General features: G+C 68.6%; 19 protein-coding genes. 15 read left to right on the top strand and 4 right to left on the bottom strand.

Going from position 1 to position 15282, the window contains the following annotated elements; translation table 11 throughout:
• Window positions 1–120 precede the first annotated feature (120 nt).
• From ABY42_RS13340 to ABY42_RS13400, 13 genes are all read left to right on the top strand, one after another.
• Complete coding sequence (locus ABY42_RS13340) at window positions 121–1257, top strand: pyridoxal-phosphate-dependent aminotransferase family protein (RefSeq protein WP_004974718.1); 1137 nt, start codon at window positions 121–123, stop codon at window positions 1255–1257.
• A 127-nt stretch (window positions 1258–1384) separates the two neighbouring features.
• A complete protein-coding gene (locus ABY42_RS13345; protein WP_050459736.1) occupies window positions 1385–1657 on the top strand; it encodes a hypothetical protein in 273 nt (90 codons plus the stop codon).
• Window positions 1658–1729: 72 nt separating this feature from the next.
• The gene (locus tag ABY42_RS13350; RefSeq protein ID WP_050459737.1) at window positions 1730–2326 is read left to right on the top strand and encodes a hypothetical protein; all 597 of its coding nucleotides are present in this window, start codon (window positions 1730–1732) and stop codon (window positions 2324–2326) included.
• Window positions 2327–2414: 88 nt separating this feature from the next.
• Entirely contained in the window at window positions 2415–3695 is a 1281-nt protein-coding gene (hisD, locus tag ABY42_RS13355) for a histidinol dehydrogenase (protein WP_394325148.1), read from the top strand.
• A 120-nt stretch (window positions 3696–3815) separates the two neighbouring features.
• Window positions 3816–4181 carry a HesB/IscA family protein gene (locus tag ABY42_RS13360; RefSeq protein WP_004062279.1) on the top strand — a complete coding sequence of 122 codons (366 nt, stop codon included), beginning with the start codon at window positions 3816–3818 and terminating at the stop codon, window positions 4179–4181.
• 39 nt (window positions 4182–4220) lie between these two features.
• On the top strand, window positions 4221–4469 hold the full coding sequence (locus tag ABY42_RS13365; RefSeq protein ID WP_004974710.1) for a DUF5816 domain-containing protein: 249 nt from the start codon (window positions 4221–4223) through the stop codon (window positions 4467–4469).
• 87 nt (window positions 4470–4556) lie between these two features.
• Window positions 4557–4901, top strand: a complete 345-nt coding sequence (locus ABY42_RS13370; protein ID WP_004974708.1) for a DUF7116 family protein — start codon at window positions 4557–4559, stop codon at window positions 4899–4901.
• A 56-nt stretch (window positions 4902–4957) separates the two neighbouring features.
• Window positions 4958–5671 (top strand): hypothetical protein, encoded by a 714-nt coding sequence (locus tag ABY42_RS13375; RefSeq protein ID WP_050459739.1) that lies wholly within the window; start codon window positions 4958–4960, stop codon window positions 5669–5671.
• Window positions 5668–6327 carry a hypothetical protein gene (locus ABY42_RS13380; protein ID WP_004974704.1) on the top strand — a complete coding sequence of 220 codons (660 nt, stop codon included), beginning with the start codon at window positions 5668–5670 and terminating at the stop codon, window positions 6325–6327. Before ABY42_RS13375 ends, ABY42_RS13380 begins: the two co-directional genes overlap by 4 nt.
• Before the next feature lie 99 nt (window positions 6328–6426).
• Entirely contained in the window at window positions 6427–7236 is an 810-nt protein-coding gene (locus ABY42_RS13385) for a helix-turn-helix transcriptional regulator (RefSeq protein ID WP_004974701.1), read from the top strand.
• Between the two features lie 108 nt (window positions 7237–7344).
• Complete coding sequence (locus tag ABY42_RS13390; protein ID WP_004969446.1) at window positions 7345–7557, top strand: dodecin; 213 nt, start codon at window positions 7345–7347, stop codon at window positions 7555–7557.
• A gap of 120 nt (window positions 7558–7677) precedes the next feature.
• Entirely contained in the window at window positions 7678–9057 is a 1380-nt protein-coding gene (locus ABY42_RS13395) for a bifunctional metallophosphatase/5'-nucleotidase (protein ID WP_049905057.1), read from the top strand.
• Window positions 9058–9150: 93 nt separating this feature from the next.
• A complete protein-coding gene (locus ABY42_RS13400; RefSeq protein WP_004974696.1) occupies window positions 9151–9558 on the top strand; it encodes a universal stress protein in 408 nt (135 codons plus the stop codon).
• Window positions 9559–9642: 84 nt separating this feature from the next.
• Here the strand turns inward: ABY42_RS13400 and ABY42_RS13405 are convergent, their stop codons facing one another.
• On the bottom strand, window positions 9643–10827 hold the full coding sequence (locus ABY42_RS13405; protein ID WP_050459740.1) for a mechanosensitive ion channel family protein: 1185 nt from the start codon (window positions 10825–10827) through the stop codon (window positions 9643–9645).
• 93 nt (window positions 10828–10920) lie between these two features.
• Here ABY42_RS13405 and ABY42_RS13410 point away from each other — a divergent pair, with 93 nt between their 5' ends.
• Together ABY42_RS13410 and trmB are read left to right on the top strand one after the other, a co-directional pair.
• Window positions 10921–11661: a proteasome assembly chaperone family protein gene (locus ABY42_RS13410; protein WP_004974692.1), complete on the top strand. Its 741-nt coding sequence runs from the start codon at window positions 10921–10923 to the stop codon at window positions 11659–11661.
• A 129-nt stretch (window positions 11662–11790) separates the two neighbouring features.
• Window positions 11791–12852, top strand: a complete 1062-nt coding sequence (trmB, locus tag ABY42_RS13415; protein ID WP_004974690.1) for an HTH-type sugar sensing transcriptional regulator TrmB — start codon at window positions 11791–11793, stop codon at window positions 12850–12852.
• Between the two features lie 73 nt (window positions 12853–12925).
• On the opposite strand, the gene ABY42_RS13420 is transcribed toward trmB, so the two are convergent.
• The 3 genes from ABY42_RS13420 to ABY42_RS13430 all read right to left on the bottom strand — a co-directional run bounded on the left by ABY42_RS13420 (window position 12926) and on the right by ABY42_RS13430 (window position 15220).
• On the bottom strand, window positions 12926–13723 hold the full coding sequence (locus ABY42_RS13420) for a hypothetical protein (protein WP_050459741.1): 798 nt from the start codon (window positions 13721–13723) through the stop codon (window positions 12926–12928).
• A 42-nt stretch (window positions 13724–13765) separates the two neighbouring features.
• Complete coding sequence (locus ABY42_RS13425) at window positions 13766–14860, bottom strand: Gfo/Idh/MocA family protein (protein WP_050459742.1); 1095 nt, start codon at window positions 14858–14860, stop codon at window positions 13766–13768.
• 156 nt (window positions 14861–15016) lie between these two features.
• Window positions 15017–15220, bottom strand: coding sequence for a hypothetical protein (locus ABY42_RS13430; protein WP_004042869.1), 204 nt, complete (start codon window positions 15218–15220; stop codon window positions 15017–15019).
• Window positions 15221–15282: the final 62 nt, after the last annotated feature.

Below are 15282 nucleotides of genomic sequence, written 5' to 3' on the forward strand. Positions count from 1 at the left end.
CGAGTCCTTTTCACAGCGTTCCGCAATCACATCCCTTTTGCCCGTTTGCGTGGCACGTCAAGTCAGACCATGTCCGATGCACCCGATGTCGGCGAACTCACCCCGCCGAATCGCACGCTGATGGGCCCCGGCCCGAGCGACGTCCACCCGCGCGTGCTCCGCGCGATGTCCACGCCGCTCGTCGGTCACCTCGACCCGTCGTTTATCGACATCATGAACGAGGTGCAGGAGCTCATGCGTTACACGTTCCGCACCGACAACAAGTGGACGATTCCGGTCTCGGGGACCGGGTCGGCGTCGATGGAGGCGGCCATCGGCAACCTCGTCGAACCGGGTGACACGATGCTCGTCCCGACGAACGGCTACTTCGGCGGGCGCATGGAGTCGATGGCCGAGCGCGCCGGCGGCGAGGTCGTCCACGTGGACGCGCCGTGGGGCGAGCCGCTCGACCCCGCTGACGTGCAGGACGCCTTCGACGAGCACCAGCCGGACGTGTTCGGGTTCGTCCACGCCGAGACCTCGACGGGCGTGAAACAGCCGGGCGTCCCCGAACTGACGAGCATCGCCCACGACCACGACGCGCTCGTCGTCGCCGACACCGTCACCTCGCTGGGCGGGGTCGAACTCGAAGTCGACGACTGGGGCATCGACGTGGCCTACTCCGGGCCGCAGAAGTGCCTGTCGTGCCCGCCGGGCGCGAGCCCGCTGACGCTCAACGACCGCGCGATGGACAAGGTGCTCTCGCGGGAGGAGCCGCCTCGTTCGTGGTACCTCGACCTGTCGCTGCTTGAGGGCTACTGGGGCGACGACCGATCGTACCACCACACCGCGCCAATCACCAACGTCTACGCCATCCGCGAGGCGCTCCGACTGGTCGCCGAGGAGGGCATCGAGGAGCGGTGGGCGCGCCACCGCCGGGTCGCGGGCGCGCTGAAAGCCGGCGTCGAGGCGATGGGCCTCGGACTCAACCCCGAAGACGAGTACTGGCTCCCCAGCCTCAACGCGGTGCTCGTCCCCGACGGCGTCGACGCGGGCGCGGCCATCGATTACGTGCTCGACCACTACGACCTCGAAATCGCCGGCGGCCTCGGCGCGCTCGCGGGCGACATCTTCCGCGTCGGCTGTATGGGCCACTCGGCGCGGCCGGAGAACGTCTCGTTCCTCCTGACCGCCCTCGGCGAGGCGCTGGAGGCGCAGGGCGCGGACGTGGACCCCGAAGCCGGGTTCGCCGCCATGCGCGAGCAGTTGGGCCAGTAGCGCCCCCGAACCGGCGGCAATTCGACGCGAACCGCGGCGAAAATCGGCGAAACCGGCGCAAAACGCCCGCCACGGTGTCCCGTATTCATGAGCGTCGCTCCGCGAGTGGCGACCGAAGCGATTCACCATGAACCGACGCAGACTCACCCTCGTCGGCGTCGCGCTCGCGGCTCTCGTCGCGACCGCGGGCGTCGCCGCCGCCGCACCGAGCGACAACGCACGCGAATCGTCCCCCGCCTCCGAGGCCGGCCAGCAGGGGCCGCCCGGCGAACTCCCCGGCCCGGTCCCGAAGTTCGTCTCGGACATCCACGACCTCGTTAGCGACTTCCTGAACGAGGCCCTCGACGGGTCGCTTGGGGACTCGCTAAGCGACCTCGCCACCGACTTTTCGGGTGCGTAACTAAGTGCGACCCGAAGGTAGCCGGCAACTGAGCTGAACGACAGCCGTCCAAGACGAAGTTTCAATTCAGTTATGAGACGAACACTCCTCGTCGCCGCGACAGTTCTGGTCCTCCTCACGGCCGGCGTCTCGGCCGCGTTCGTGACCGGAATCGGACCGTTCTCCGACGACGCCGGCGACTCAGACGAACCGTTCCCCACGCAGACGACCGCGCCGCCCGACGACGGCGACAGCGGTAGCAGCGACAGCGGAAGTAGTGACAGCGAGAGCGGAGACAGCAGTAGCGGCGACGGAGACGCCGACGCGTCCGAGAGCGAATCGGTGCCGCCGTTCGGCGTCGTCGTCGACAACATCGAGAAGTGCGGCCAGACGTGCCGCGACGTGACGAGCACGATAACCAACCAGCAGGACGCCGACAGTTCCGGTGTCACCGTCTACAGCCGCATCTTCGTCGGCAACAGCACCGACCCGGACGACGAGGTCTGGCGCGGGTCCCAAGCGGTCGGCGACCTCGCGGCCGGCGAGTCCTACACGACGACGAAGCGCGTCAAACTCTCGTACTCCGAGGCGTTCGCGGTCCGACAGGCCGACGGCTGGATTACGGTCCAGACGACCATCGAGACCGACGACCGAACGCTGACGTACACGGAACAGCGCGACGTGGCGTAGGTCGCGCGAGGCCGCGGCGCGGGACGCGAGCGCCGCCCACCGCTTCCGCAACGACTTTTCGCGCCGGCCGCAAAGCCGGGGTATGAACATCGAGGTTCGCGAACTGGCCGACCTCGGCACCGACGCCCGCCGCGCCTTCTTCGAGCGGGACGCCGGCGTCGGCGAGGTTCGCTCCGACGTGCGCGACATCGTCGAGCGCGTCCGCCGCGAGGGCGACGTGGCGGTCCGTGAGTTCTCAAGCGAGTTCGACGGCGTTCAGGTCGGTAACATCGACGTGACCGACGCCGCCGAGCGCGCCTACGACGAAATCGACGACGACGTGCGCGAGGCCATCGAGGCCGCCGCGGCGAACGTCCGCGAGTTCCACGAAAAACAGGTCCCCGAGGACTGGCGCGAGGAGTTCGGCGACGCCGGCAGCCGCGAGCTCGGGCGTCGCTACCGCCCGCTGGACCGAGTCGGCGTCTACGCACCCGGCGGCACCGCCGCCTACCCGTCGAGCGTCCTGATGGGCGTCATCCCCGCGAAGGTCGCGGGCGTCGAACACGTCGCGGTCACCACGCCGCCCGCGGACCAGATGAACCCCGTCACGCTCGCCGCGATGCACGTCGCGGGCGCGGACGCGGTGTACTCGGTCGGCGGCGCGCAGGGCATCGCCGCGCTCGCCTACGGCACGGAGACGGTGAAGGCCGTCCAGAAGGTCGTCGGGCCGGGCAACAAGTGGGTCACGGCGGCGAAGGCCGAGGTCCGCGGCGACGTGGACATCGACTTCCTCGCCGGTCCCTCCGAGGTGCTCGTCGTCGCCGACGAGACCGCCGAGGCGCGGTTCGTCGCCGCCGACCTCGTCGCGCAGGCCGAACACGACCCGAACGCGTCGGTCGTCGCCGTCACGGACGACGCCGACCTCGCCGAGGAAGTCGTCGCGGAGGTCGAACGACAGGCGGGCGAGCGCGAGCGGACCGAGACCATCGAGGCGGCGCTCGAAGGCGACGCGTCGGGCGTCCTCCTCGCGCGGTCGATGTCCGAGGCGGTGCTGTTCGCCGAGGAGTACGCCGCCGAGCACCTGACGATTCAGGCCGACGACGACGAGGCGCTGTTGGACCGCATCGACTCCGCGGGGAGCGTCTTCCTCGGCCCGTACACGCCCGTCGCGGCCGGCGACTACGCCTCCGGGACGAACCACGTCCTCCCGACGGGCGGCGGCGCGAAGCGACAGGGCGGGCTCTCCGTGGACCACTTCGTCCGCTCGACGACGGTCCAGCGCCTCGACCGCGAGGGACTGTCGGAGCTCTCGGAGACGATTACGACGCTCGCCGAGGCCGAAGGACTCGACGCCCACGCTCAGAGCGTCCGCGAGCGGTTCGAAGAGTAGGCGAACGCGGCTCGTTCGACTCGTTTCCCTCTGACTTGCGGCCGGTAGCCACATCCTACCGAGCCGGCACCGGGTTCCGCCTGCGCCACAGTTAACCGTTCCCACAGTATAGTGGGGCGTATGAGCACGGAATCCGCGAGTGGCGGCGGCGATGTGGCGGTCACGGTCACGCCCGCGGCCGCGGACGAAGCCGTCTCCCTCCTCGAAGGAGAGTCGATGGACACCGACGTGGCGGGCCTCCGGCTGTTCGTTCAGCAGGGCGGTTGCGCCGGGCTGTCCTACGGGATGCGCTTCGACAACGAACCGGAAGACGACGACACGGTCGTCGAACAGCACGGCCTCCGCGTGTTCGTCGACCCCGCGAGCATGAACTACATCGGCGGCTCCACCCTCGACTTCGAGGGCGGCCTGCAGGGTGCGGGCTTCCACGTCAACAACCCGAACGCCGAGAGTAGTTGCGGCTGCGGCGAGTCGTTCCGGACGTAGGGACCAATTTCTTAAGCCACCCCCGCGCGAATCGGTGGCATGGCCGAACTCCAGACCCAGACCGTATCGAGCGGCAAGACTGTCTTCGTCGCCACTGACGAGGCCGAGCGCGGCTCGAAGGGACCGTTCTACGTGGTGTACTCGACCGAGGACGCCGAGAGCCGATGGGGCTACCTCTGCGGTAACTGCGACTCGTTCGACACCGCGATGGACACGATGGCCCGCATCGAGTGCAACAACTGCGGAAACGTCAGAAAGCCCGAGGAGTGGGACGCCGCTCACGAGTAGTCGAGCGCCCGGCGCGACCGTTCGTCAACTATTGGTATGTCATACCGTGGCAATCTTTATCAGGGGTGCGGGTGTACGTAGACGTGCATGGCCCAGGCTTCGATGCCTCCCGTCCAGGAGGCTCGGTCGATATTCGGCCGGCTCGGCTACTCCGTCTCGGGCGACGGAACCGATATGCTGGCCGAACGCAAGTGGCGTACGGTCCACGTGACCGCACTGAGTTCGCGAGAAGCGACCGAATGCCGTCCGGTGCTCGCAGACGGCGGAACCGAGACACCGTATCGGTTCCGCTGCTTCGTGACGTGGGACGACCACATCAGCGCGCTTCGAGAGCGGCTTCGCGGTATCGACCTTCCATACGAGTGGGCAATCATCGGCGTGTCGAACGGTGGTGGGAACGACTACGAGGTCGTTCACGGAACGAACACGTAATCGAAACGGGGCGTCTTCGCCCAAACGTTTTCTCAGCCCGTCGCTAACGGACGAGCATGTCGCAGGCCGCACAGACGGAGCTGGCGCAATTCGTCCGGAGTAGACGGCTCAACGCGGTACTCGCGTGGCTGTTCGTGGGGTTCCTCGTCGCCGTCGCCGTCGGGAGCGTCGTCACCGGCGGCGACCTCGTCTGGGGCGGGTTCGCGGCCGTCGTCGCCGCGGTCACCGTCGTTCCGGCGGTCGCCTTCCGCGAACCGAGAGCGATGCTGCCGTGGGAGGTCGTCGCGCTCGCGTCGCTCCCGCTCGTCGCTCGCGTCCTCGTTCGGGGCCAGACCATCGGCGGCGTGACGTTCACCGGACGCGTCTCGACGTACCTCGCGGTGGCCGCCATCGCGCTCATCGTCGCCGTCGAACTCGACGTGTTCACGCCGGTCCGGATGAACCACTCGTTCGCCGTCTTCTTCGTCGTCATCGCCACGATGGCCGCCGCCGGCGTCTGGGCGGTCGTCCAGTGGCTCTCGGACCTCTATCTCGGGACGCGCCTGCTGTTGAACGGCCGACCCGAACACGTCGTCGAGGCGGGGCTGATGTGGGACTTCGTCGCCGCCACCGTCGCCGGACTCGGGGCCGGGTTGCTGTTCGAGTACTACTTCCGCCGCCGGGCCGGCTCGCGCGAGCGGCTCCCCGAGGAGGTGGCGGACGTCGCCGAGGACGTGAGTCCGGCGAGAACTGACGACGACGCCACGAGAGAGGGCGGTGAGTCGTCGTGAAGATTCGCTCGCATCTCCACATCGACGCGCGACGCCAGCGCCAGCTCTCGCGGGCGATGCAGGTCGTCCTCGTCGGTCTCGTCTTCATCGGCCTCGACCGCGGGAACCTCGGCATCGTCGTCAACGCGCTCGTCGGCCTCGGCGTGACCTACCTCCCGGCGCTACTCGAACGCGACTACCGCATCCCGATGGACGCCGGGCTGACGCTCTGGATATCGACGGCGGCGTTCCTCCACGCGCTGGGTACGGTCGGTTTCCCCGGTTCGGAGACCAGTTTCTACGCGGGCGTCTGGTGGTGGGACCACCTCACGCACGCGCTGTCGTCGTCGGTCGTCGCGGCCGCCGGCTACGCGACCGTCCGCGCGGTCGACGAGCACACGGCGGACATCTACCTGCCGCCGCGGTTCATGTTCGTCTTCATCCTGCTTTTCGTGCTCGCGTTCGGGGTCTTCTGGGAAGTCATCGAGTTCGCCATCTCGGGGGTTGCCTCGCTCGCCGGCACCGCGTCGGTGCTGACGCAGTACGGCCTCGACGACACGCTCCTCGACCTCGTGTTCGACGCCGTCGGTGGGGTCATCGTCGCCATCTGGGGGACCGCACACCTCTCCGACGTCGTCGGCGCGTTGCAGAAACGGCTCGAATCAACATCTCGTTGACACGTTGAGGCGGCCGCCGGTCCGCCCGAGCCCCCCGATTGCGGGCGAATATCCGGAGTCCCGATATACATTTGTGTAGGCCCTGAGATGTTCACACCGATGTCGAGTTGGATTGGTGACGAGGACGAAGACGAGGGCGGGGACGCGGCCGACGCGTTCGAGGCGGTCGGCCGCCGCCGTCGGCTCCTCCAGGCGCTCTCGTCGGAGTCGCTTTCGAAGGCCGACCTCGTCCGCGCGCTCTCGGTCTCTCGGTCCACCGTCGACCGCGGCGTCGAGCGCCTCGTTCAACTCGGGCTCGTCGAGCGGTCGAACGGCGGCTTCGTCGCCACGAGCGCGGGTCGCGTCGCCTTGGAGACGCACGACGAGGCGCTCCGGTCGATGGCGAACGTGCTCGACGCGAAACCGGTGCTCGACCGCCTCCCGGAATCGGTCAACCCGCCGCCCTCGCTGTTCCGCGACGCGGTCGTCTGCACCGGCGACCTCGCGGCGATGGAAGAGTGCTCCCCGCTCGAGTTCGACCTCGGCGAATCGACGAGTATCTCCGGGTTCAACGGCCCGTTCCTGTTCAGCATCTGGCCCGAAGCGCACGAGCAACTCGCGCGGCTCGGTGACAGCGCCACGCTCGTTCTCTCGGCGGAGTCCCTCGACTGGCTCTCGAACCGGTACCCCGACGGGCTCGACGCCATGGTCGACGCCGGCGTCCGCGTGTCCGCGGTCGAAGGCGACCCGCCGTACGGCGTCGTGGTCGTGGACCGACCGACGACGGCGTCGGTCACGCTCGTCGTCTACGACCACATGGGCGGGCCGGAGGCGCTGGTCGTGAGTTACGACTCCGCGGCCGTGTCGTGGGGGCGAACGCGCGTCGCGGCGCGAGCCGAGACGGCGCGTCCGTATCGGCCCGACGAGTGAGCCGCGCACCCTTCCGCCACGCCCACCGCGCACCCCTTCGGCTCGTCCCGCCGTCGCCGCCGAATCGGGGACGATTATTTGTGATAGTAAGGCGAAGGGTCCGACGAGATGGTGTTCAAGAAAATCACCCTTGTCGGTCGGAGTGCAGAGAGTTTCGACGCCGCCGTCGACGACGCGATTAACCGCGCCGAGGAGACGCTCGCGGGCGTCCACTGGGTCGAAGTAAAGGAACTCGGCGTCGAACTCGCGTCCGTCGAGACCCGAGAGTACCAAGCCGAGGTCGAAGTCGCGTTCGAACTCGAAGGGAAAGACGGCGAGTAGAGACGACGCTCACCCGGTCGAGACCGGCCCGCGTCGGTCCGACTCGGGTTGGCCCACGTCGACGGCGCGGGCCGTCCCGACGGCTTCTTATCCGCCCGCACCGCCACATTCGAGAAGCGAATGCCTCGGCTCCTCCACTACTCCGACATCGAGAACGTCTTCGACGACACCGAGCGCGCCGGCCGCCTCGCGGGTTGCGTCAGCGCCCTCGACGGCGACGACACGCTCGTGGTCGGCACCGGCGACAACACCGCGCCGGGCGTCCTCTCGCTCGTCGAGCGCGGCGGACAGGCGCTCGACTTCTACGACGCCGTGGACGCCGACCTCGAAACGTTCGGCAACCACGACTTCGACTACGGGCCGAGCCGGACCCGCGAACTCGTCGCCGCGAGCCGACCGACGTGGGTCACGAGCAACGTCCACGGCGAGGACGGCGGCCGGTTCGCCGCCGACGAGGGAACCGTCCCGCGAACGACCCGCGAGGTGGACGGGCTGACCCTCGGCTTCTTCGGCGTCACCGACCCCGCGACCGGCACTATCAACCCGGAGGCGGCCGACGTCGGCTTCTCCGACCCCTACGCGGCCGCCGCCGACGCGGCCGCCGCGCTCAGAGACGACGGCGCGGACCTCGTCGTCGCGCTCTCGCACCTCGGTAGCGGCGACGACGAACTCGTCGCCCGGTGCGACGTGGACCTCGTCCTCGGGGGCCACGTCCACGCCGAGCGCGACGACGTGGTCGACGGCGTGCCAATCGTCCGCCCCGGGGCGAACGGCCACGTCGTCTGGGAGGTCCGCGTCGCCGCCGACAGAATCGAGACGGTCCGCCACCGGACCGCCGAGTACCGGGCCGACGAGGGGCTGGTCGCGGCGCTGGCGGGCCGCGTCGACGCCGCCGGCCTCGACGAGGTGCTCTGTCGAATCGACCGCCCGATGGACCGCGCCGAGGAGACCGTCGCGGCCGGCGAGTGCCGCGTCGGCAACGCCATCGCCGACGCCTACCGCTGGGCGACCGGCGCGGACGTGGGGCTGCAGAACAGCGGCGGCATCCGCTCCGGCCCGCCCGTCGGCCCCGACGTGACCCACGCCGACCTCGTGAGCCTCGTCCCCTTCGAGGAGCACCTCGTCGTCGCCGAGGTGACCGGTACGGAGCTACTGGCGGCGTTCGGGGCCGCCCGCGGGACCGAGATGGGCTTCGGCGAACCGGACTGGTGGCACGCCCACGTCAGCGGCGCGCGAATCGTCTGGGACGACGACCGTGACGAGGTCGTCGAGGCGTTCGTCGGCGGCGAGCCGGTCGACCCCGAGGCGCGTTACACCGTCGCCACGAGCGACTACCTGCTCCACAGCACACAGGAGTTCCCGGCCATCACGCAGGCCCACCGCGTCGGCGAGTTCGAGATACAGCACGACGCGCTGGCGCGGTACGCCCGCGAGGTCGGCTTCGACGCCGCGGTCGAAGGGCGCATCGAGCGCCGGTCGGCCACCCGCGCCGACGACTGAGCGCGGTCGAGGGGTCGGAAACGGGCGCGCGTCCGCCGGCCAAGCCGACCGAGAGGGAAAGGTTCACGCACGCCCGGCGAGTGGCTTCGGAGTATGACACGGGTCGTGGTCCCGGTTCGGTACCCCCTCTCGAAACACTCCCGGGCGACGCTCGAAGAGGCCGTCCGCGTCGCGCGCGAGCGCGACGCCGAGCTGACGGTCCTCCACGTCGACCTCTACCAGTCGAACCGCGGCGTCACGCGGACCGAACTCAAGCGGGCGGTCGAAGCCGAGTTCGGCCCGCTCGTCCGCGCGCGCTACGTGGTCCGCCGAGGCTTCCTCGTCGAGGAGACGATTCTCGAAGAGGTCGCCGCCGAGGAGGCCGACATCGTCGTCATCGGGTCGAAACAGGCGAGCCGCTGGCGGCGGATGCTCCGGCGGTTCCTCGACGACCCCGACATCGACGTGTTCCTCCGCGAAAAGCTCGACTGCACGGTCATCACCGTCCGCGCGGACGACTGAGCCGGCGGGCTCTCGGGTTCGGGTTCAGATTCGTTCTTCCGCTTTCGACGCGGCCCCAGTCCCGACTGTGTCCGCCGTTCCTCGTCAGTCGTCGGCGGTGTCCGTCGACTCGGCGTCCGTCGGCTCGGCGTCCGCTGACTCGGCGTCCGCTGACTCGACGTCCGTCGGCTCCGTGGCGTCGGTCGCGTCAGTTGGGGTTTCCGGGGCGTCGACACCCTCGCCGTCAGAGACCGGCTGGACGGGCGCTCCCGGCGCCGGCGACGCGGTGGCGTGACGCTGGTTCGCGGCCTCGTCGCTGGTGACGTGGAGGCTCCCGCTGGTCTCGTCGAAGACGAGGTGGGTGTGCGGGTAGGCGAACTCCACGGTCGCCTCGGACTCCTCGACGAGCGTCCAGAGCCGCGTCTGGACCTCCGACTGGATGCGACCGATTTTGTACGGTTTCAGCGCCCAGTAGCGGAGGCGCAGGAGGACGCCGTTGTCGGCGTAGGAGTTGATGTAGGCGGTCGGCTTCGCCGGGTAGCGGGCGCTCCCGATGCGGATGTCCGGACCGCCTTCGACCACCGAGTCGCAGTCGCGGGCGGCGCGCTCGACGAGGTCGCGGGCGGCGTCGATGTCGGACTCGTAGGTGACGAGCACGTCGAGCGACAGGCGGGTCCGCTCGTCCTCCGCGGAGTAGTTGATGACGTCGCGGTCGCGGATGTTCGAGTTCGACATCACCAGAAACGTGTTGTCGAGGGTGAATATCTTCGTGTAGCTCAGGGTTATCTCGTCGATGAAGCCCTTCGTGCCGTCGTCGAGTTCTATCATGTCGCCGATTTCGAACGGCTGGTCCGAGAGGACGAACACCCCGTTGATGATGCTCCCGACGATGGGCGCGAGGACGATACCGAGCACCGCCGAGAACACCGTCACCGAGAGGACGATGTCGCCGAGTTCGAGGCCGAGGACGTTCGCCCCGAGACCGACGCCGAGGAGGACGATAGCGAGCCGGACGATTCGGAGGACCGTCTGGGCGACGCTCTGCCGCCGGAACTGCCGGGCGACCGGTCGTCCGAGCAGGCGGACGATGTACTTCGAGAGCCCGACCGCCAGGGCGACGATAACGAGAGCGACGGCGATGCGCCACCCCGGAAACAGGAGGTAGTCCGGCACGAACGCCGGCGGCTCGATTGCCGTCGACTGGAGCGGGGCGACCGCGACGTGGCTCCCCGCCGTCAGCGTCCCACCGACCGCGCCCGACACGTCGGCAACCCCCTCGACTCCGTCCATGGAAACCGCAACGGAGAGCGGTGAAAAAAGGGTTGTTACTCCGAGGGTTCGGTCGCGGTGAACGGCTAAGTGTCGGGGCGTCGCAGTATCTGCATGGTCAACGCGACGAGCGCCCGCCCCGACTTCCGCATCACCCACGAGACGCCGCCCAGCCGAGCGCTCCTCTGCGGCTTCTCGTCGTTCGGACTCGCCGGCCTCACGGCCGTCGACTTCATCGTCGACCACCTCGACCTCGAACAGACCGGCCACCTCACCGTCGAGGGTCTCCCGGCGGTGACTCCCTTCGAGAACGGCCGCCCCCGGCATCACACCCGGCTGTTCTCCCGCGAGGACCTCGACGTGACCGTCCTCGTCGGCGAGCTGTTCGTCCCGGCCGTCCACGGCACCCAGTTCGGCAACGCCATCCTCGAGTGGACAGAGCGCAACCAAGTCGAGGAGCTGGCCGTCCTCTCGGGGATTCCGATGGCCCACGGCCCCGACGAACACCGCGTGTTCTACATCGCCACCGACGACTACCGCGAGGCGCGACTCGCCGACAGCGGCATCCCCCCGATGGGCCGAGGGTTCTTCGACGGCACCAACGCGGCGCTCGTCGAGCGCGGCATCGGGTCGCCCCTCGGCGTCGGCGTCTACGTCACGCCCGTCCACGCCCAAGCGCCCGACGTGGAGGCGGCGATTCGACTCGTCGAGGCCGCAGACGACGTGTACGACCTCGGCGTCGACTCCTCGCCGCTGGAGTCGTTCGCGGCCGAGGTCCAGCAGTACTACGCCGAACTCGCCGAGCGACTCCGCGACAGCGAGGCGGACCTCCCCGACGACCGGATGTACATGTGAGCGGCGGCCCGCCCCCCGTCAAACAGCGACCGACAGCCGGTCTGCTACCGTTTGTGCCACTTGTTTTCGGAATTTTGTGCTACTCGGATTTCAGTAAATGATTTAGGTGATGCCGTACACGTCACGACCATGGCTGACGAACTGCGGCTCACCATGGAGCGAGTCGGTGAGCGCTTCAACCTCGGCGAGTACGAGATAGACGCGTATCTGGCCGTCCTCGAACACGGACAGTTGACGGCGAGCGAAATCGCCGACCGAACCAGCATCCCCCAGCCGCGGGTGTACGACACGGTCCGGAGCCTGTCGGACCGCGGCCTCGTCGAGCTCCGTGAGTCGCGGCCGATGAAAATCGTCGCGGTCGACCCCGACGACGCCTTCGCGAACGTCAAGACCTCGCTGGAGGAGCTCATCGAGGAGCTTGAGGCGCGCTACACCGCCCCGGCACGCGACACCGAGGCCGTCTCGCTCGTCAAGTCGCGGTCGACCATCCTCCGCTACATCGAGGAGATTATCGAGGCCGCGGAGTACGAACTCGTGCTCTCGTTGACGCCCGACCTGCTCCGTCGCTTCCGCGACGACCTCGCGGCGGCCATCGACAGCGGCGTCAGCATCGACCTGCTCGTGACGCCCGCCTCCCGCGCGCCCGACCCGGACGAGTTCAACTACCTCGACGTGGCGACTATCGCGCGCGCCCGCCGCGGCATCACCTCGCCCGTCCTCGCGGTCGCCGACGGCGAGTACTCCATCTACGCGACCCAAGACGCCCTCCGCGACGACCGCGACCGCTACGGCGTCATCTTCAACCGCTCCGCGCTCGGCTTCCTCGTGAGCGGCTTCTTCGGGACCGTCCTCTGGAGCACCGCCGAGACCATCGTCGCCAACGGCAAGCGCCGGCCGTTCCCGCGCCGCTACGCCTCCATCCGCCGGGCCGTCAAAGACATCCGCGAGATAGAAGGCGACTTCTACGCCTCCGTCTCCGGCCGCGACATCGAGACCGGCGACCCCATCGTGGTCGAAGGGCGCGTCATCGAGACGGCCTTCGAGGACACGGAGGAGGTCGCGTCGCTCCACATCGAGACCGAAGAGGGCGTCGTCGAGGTCGGCGGGCTGGTCGCCGCGCTCGAAGACGTGGAAGGACAGGAGATTCTGCTCGGCCGCGACGAGGTTCCGAACCGCGACGAAATCGTCTGAAGCCGCGTCGTCAGGTTCCGCTCGCGTCTTTTCCGCTCGGCCATTCCCCGCCAGCAACGGCCCTCAGCAACGGCTACTCGTCGGGGAACTCGTAGACGACCGCGCCGCAGTCCGCACAGCCGAGAACCTCGTGCTCCGGCGAGTCGTACAGCCCCGCGGTGCCGCCGCAGCAGTTGCGCGTCGTCGTCTCCTCGACCGCGCCGCCGCAGTCCGGACAGACCTCGGTGAACATCCGCATCGGCTCCGTGGCCGCGAGCGCGACCATCGGGTCGACGCCGCGCTCGACGACCGTGTAGAGCGTCGCCACGTCCGCGATGGCCTGCGGCCGGGAAATCCACACGGACATCGAGGGACCGTCCAGCGAGATACCGCCGAACTCGGCGTCGACCGTCGCGTCGAACGGGACCGCGTTGGCGACGGCCTCGGCGAGTTCCTCGTCAGTGGTCTTCCGGAGCGTCGCCATCGTCGACTCCCACTCCTCGCGGGCGTCGTCGGCGAGAAAGAGGCCGTCTTCCTCCTCGACGAGCACCCCGGCGTTCAGGAGCGTCGAGAGCATCACGTCGGGGTCGACGTTGGCGTCGAGCGACTCCGACCGGCGGTCGGGGCCGCCGTCGTCGCCGTGGTCGAAGACGCCGGCGAGGCCGAGCGCAGAGACGACCCGGGGCGCGAACGAGGGCGTGCCGGGGACGACGTAGCCCCGCAGGTACACGGCGAGCGCGCCGCCGACGAGGACGACGAAGCCGACCAGCGGCGAGAGCACGCTGACCGCGAGGCCGACGAGGACGACCAGCGCGACGTTGACGGCGGTACACGGCAGACAGCGGTTCTCGCCGGTGTGTTCCGGGCGCTTGAGTGAGTCGATGACGGACATGGTGTGAAAAGTGGGGCTGTGAAGTGTTCGCGTTCGCGGTGGTCAGTTCGCCGGGGGCGTCTCGGTCTCGACCGCGTCGAGGCGGACCGCTTTCCCGGTCTCCGACGAGCGGTAGATGGCGTCGATGACGCGCTGGACGGCGAGGCCCTGTTCGACCGTGTTGCGGCCGGGGTGTTCGCCCTCGGCGACGGCCGCGAGGAACGCCTCCTGTTCGGTCTTGTGGGTGTCGTTGTCCTGCGTCTCTACGTCGGCCGTCGAGAGGTGGTTGCCGCCGCCGACGCCGTCCTCGTAGAACTGGAGGTCGTGGCTCGCGCGGTCGAAGCGCACGCCGCCCTCCGTGCCGCGGAGGAAGAACTCGTCGTTGGTCGGGCGGTTCGTCGCCCACGCGACTTCGAGGGAGATGGTCGTCCCCTCCTCGGTGCGGATGAAGGCGCTCGCGGAGTCGTCCACGTCGAAGGCCTCCGGCCCGACGTCGTCGCCCCACATCTCGACGAAGGTGTAGTCGTCGCGGTCGCCGAACTCCGAGCGGGTGACGCCGGAGACCTCGACGACCTCGGGGAAGTCGAGGAAGTAGAGCGCGAGGTCGATTGCGTGGACGCCGATGTCGATGAGCGAACCGCCGCCGGCGACTTTCTTGGAGGTGAACCACGACCCGCGGCCGGGGATGCCGCGGCGGCGGACGTAGTTGGCCTCGACGTGGGTGACGTCGCCGAAGCGACCTTCCTCGTAGTGGTGGCGGACGACCTCGACGGGGTTGGCGAAGCGGTTGTTGAAGCCGACCATGCAGAAGCCGTCGGCCTCCTCGGCCGCCTCGGCGATTCGCTCGGCCGATTCGAGCGAGTGCGCGAGCGGCTTTTCGAGCAGCACGTCGAGGCCCGCGTCGAGCGCGGCGACGGCGTACTCCTCGTGGAAGCGGTTCGGCGTGGTGATGATGACCGCGTCGACCTCCCCGAACAGTTCCGACTTCTCTTCGTAGGTGTTCACGTCGTACTTCTCGGCGAAGCGACGACGGGCGTCCGCCTGGATGTCGAGGCCGCCGACGAGGGTCGCGCCGAGGTCGACGAGGCGGTCTGCGTGGTGGTGTCCGATGTTTCCGAGTCCGACGATACCGACTCGGACCGATGATTCCGTACTCATGATTCGATGATTAACTACAGGTGGTGTTAAGTTTCACGTTCTTTGGCCTGAATTGCCAGAATCGACCGCGAGCGCCCGGTCAGACGGCGTTCGGGACGCGAGGTGAGGCGAACGACGAGGCGGGACGAGGCGACTGGCACGGGTCGAGACTGGGCGTCAGTAGAGCTGTTCTTCGCGCTCTTTGCGCTCTTCCTCGCGACGCTTTTCCTCCTTGAGTCGGCGTCGCCCGCGGAGGTACTGCTTGCCCTTCGGGATGAACTTGTTCTTCAGGTCGAGGAGGAACGAGACGATGCCGTAGGCCCAGAAGAAAAACAGGACCGTCATCCCGCCGAGGTAGAACAGACCGAGTTCGTTGACCATGGATGTGTGATGTGGTGTGGCTCCGATAAGCGTTGTGCGGGCTGTGCGAGTCGCGTGCGGGG

The sequence above is a fragment of the Haloferax gibbonsii genome (assembly GCF_001190965.1).
Classification (GTDB): Archaea; Halobacteriota; Halobacteria; order Halobacteriales; family Haloferacaceae; genus Haloferax; species Haloferax gibbonsii.

What these genes read in the sequence shown, in the direction of transcription:
- ABY42_RS13340 (WP_004974718.1), top strand. Translation starts at nt 121, where the DNA reads ATGGGCCCCGGCCCGAGCGACGTCCACCCGCGCGTGCTCCGCGCGATG.
- ABY42_RS13345 (WP_050459736.1), top strand. Translation starts at nt 1,385, where the DNA reads ATGAACCGACGCAGACTCACCCTCGTCGGCGTCGCGCTCGCGGCTCTC.
- ABY42_RS13350 (WP_050459737.1), top strand. Translation starts at nt 1,730, where the DNA reads ATGAGACGAACACTCCTCGTCGCCGCGACAGTTCTGGTCCTCCTCACG.
- ABY42_RS13360 (WP_004062279.1), top strand. Translation starts at nt 3,816, where the DNA reads ATGAGCACGGAATCCGCGAGTGGCGGCGGCGATGTGGCGGTCACGGTC.
- ABY42_RS13365 (WP_004974710.1), top strand. Translation starts at nt 4,221, where the DNA reads ATGGCCGAACTCCAGACCCAGACCGTATCGAGCGGCAAGACTGTCTTC.
- ABY42_RS13370 (WP_004974708.1), top strand. Translation starts at nt 4,557, where the DNA reads ATGGCCCAGGCTTCGATGCCTCCCGTCCAGGAGGCTCGGTCGATATTC.
- ABY42_RS13375 (WP_050459739.1), top strand. Translation starts at nt 4,958, where the DNA reads ATGTCGCAGGCCGCACAGACGGAGCTGGCGCAATTCGTCCGGAGTAGA.
- ABY42_RS13385 (WP_004974701.1), top strand. Translation starts at nt 6,427, where the DNA reads ATGTCGAGTTGGATTGGTGACGAGGACGAAGACGAGGGCGGGGACGCG.
- ABY42_RS13390 (WP_004969446.1), top strand. Translation starts at nt 7,345, where the DNA reads ATGGTGTTCAAGAAAATCACCCTTGTCGGTCGGAGTGCAGAGAGTTTC.
- ABY42_RS13395 (WP_049905057.1), top strand. Translation starts at nt 7,678, where the DNA reads ATGCCTCGGCTCCTCCACTACTCCGACATCGAGAACGTCTTCGACGAC.
- ABY42_RS13400 (WP_004974696.1), top strand. Translation starts at nt 9,151, where the DNA reads ATGACACGGGTCGTGGTCCCGGTTCGGTACCCCCTCTCGAAACACTCC.
- ABY42_RS13405 (WP_050459740.1), bottom strand. Translation starts at nt 10,827, where the DNA reads ATGGACGGAGTCGAGGGGGTTGCCGACGTGTCGGGCGCGGTCGGTGGG.
- ABY42_RS13410 (WP_004974692.1), top strand. Translation starts at nt 10,921, where the DNA reads ATGGTCAACGCGACGAGCGCCCGCCCCGACTTCCGCATCACCCACGAG.
- trmB (WP_004974690.1), top strand. Translation starts at nt 11,791, where the DNA reads ATGGCTGACGAACTGCGGCTCACCATGGAGCGAGTCGGTGAGCGCTTC.
- ABY42_RS13420 (WP_050459741.1), bottom strand. Translation starts at nt 13,723, where the DNA reads ATGTCCGTCATCGACTCACTCAAGCGCCCGGAACACACCGGCGAGAAC.
- ABY42_RS13425 (WP_050459742.1), bottom strand. Translation starts at nt 14,860, where the DNA reads ATGAGTACGGAATCATCGGTCCGAGTCGGTATCGTCGGACTCGGAAAC.
- ABY42_RS13430 (WP_004042869.1), bottom strand. Translation starts at nt 15,220, where the DNA reads ATGGTCAACGAACTCGGTCTGTTCTACCTCGGCGGGATGACGGTCCTG.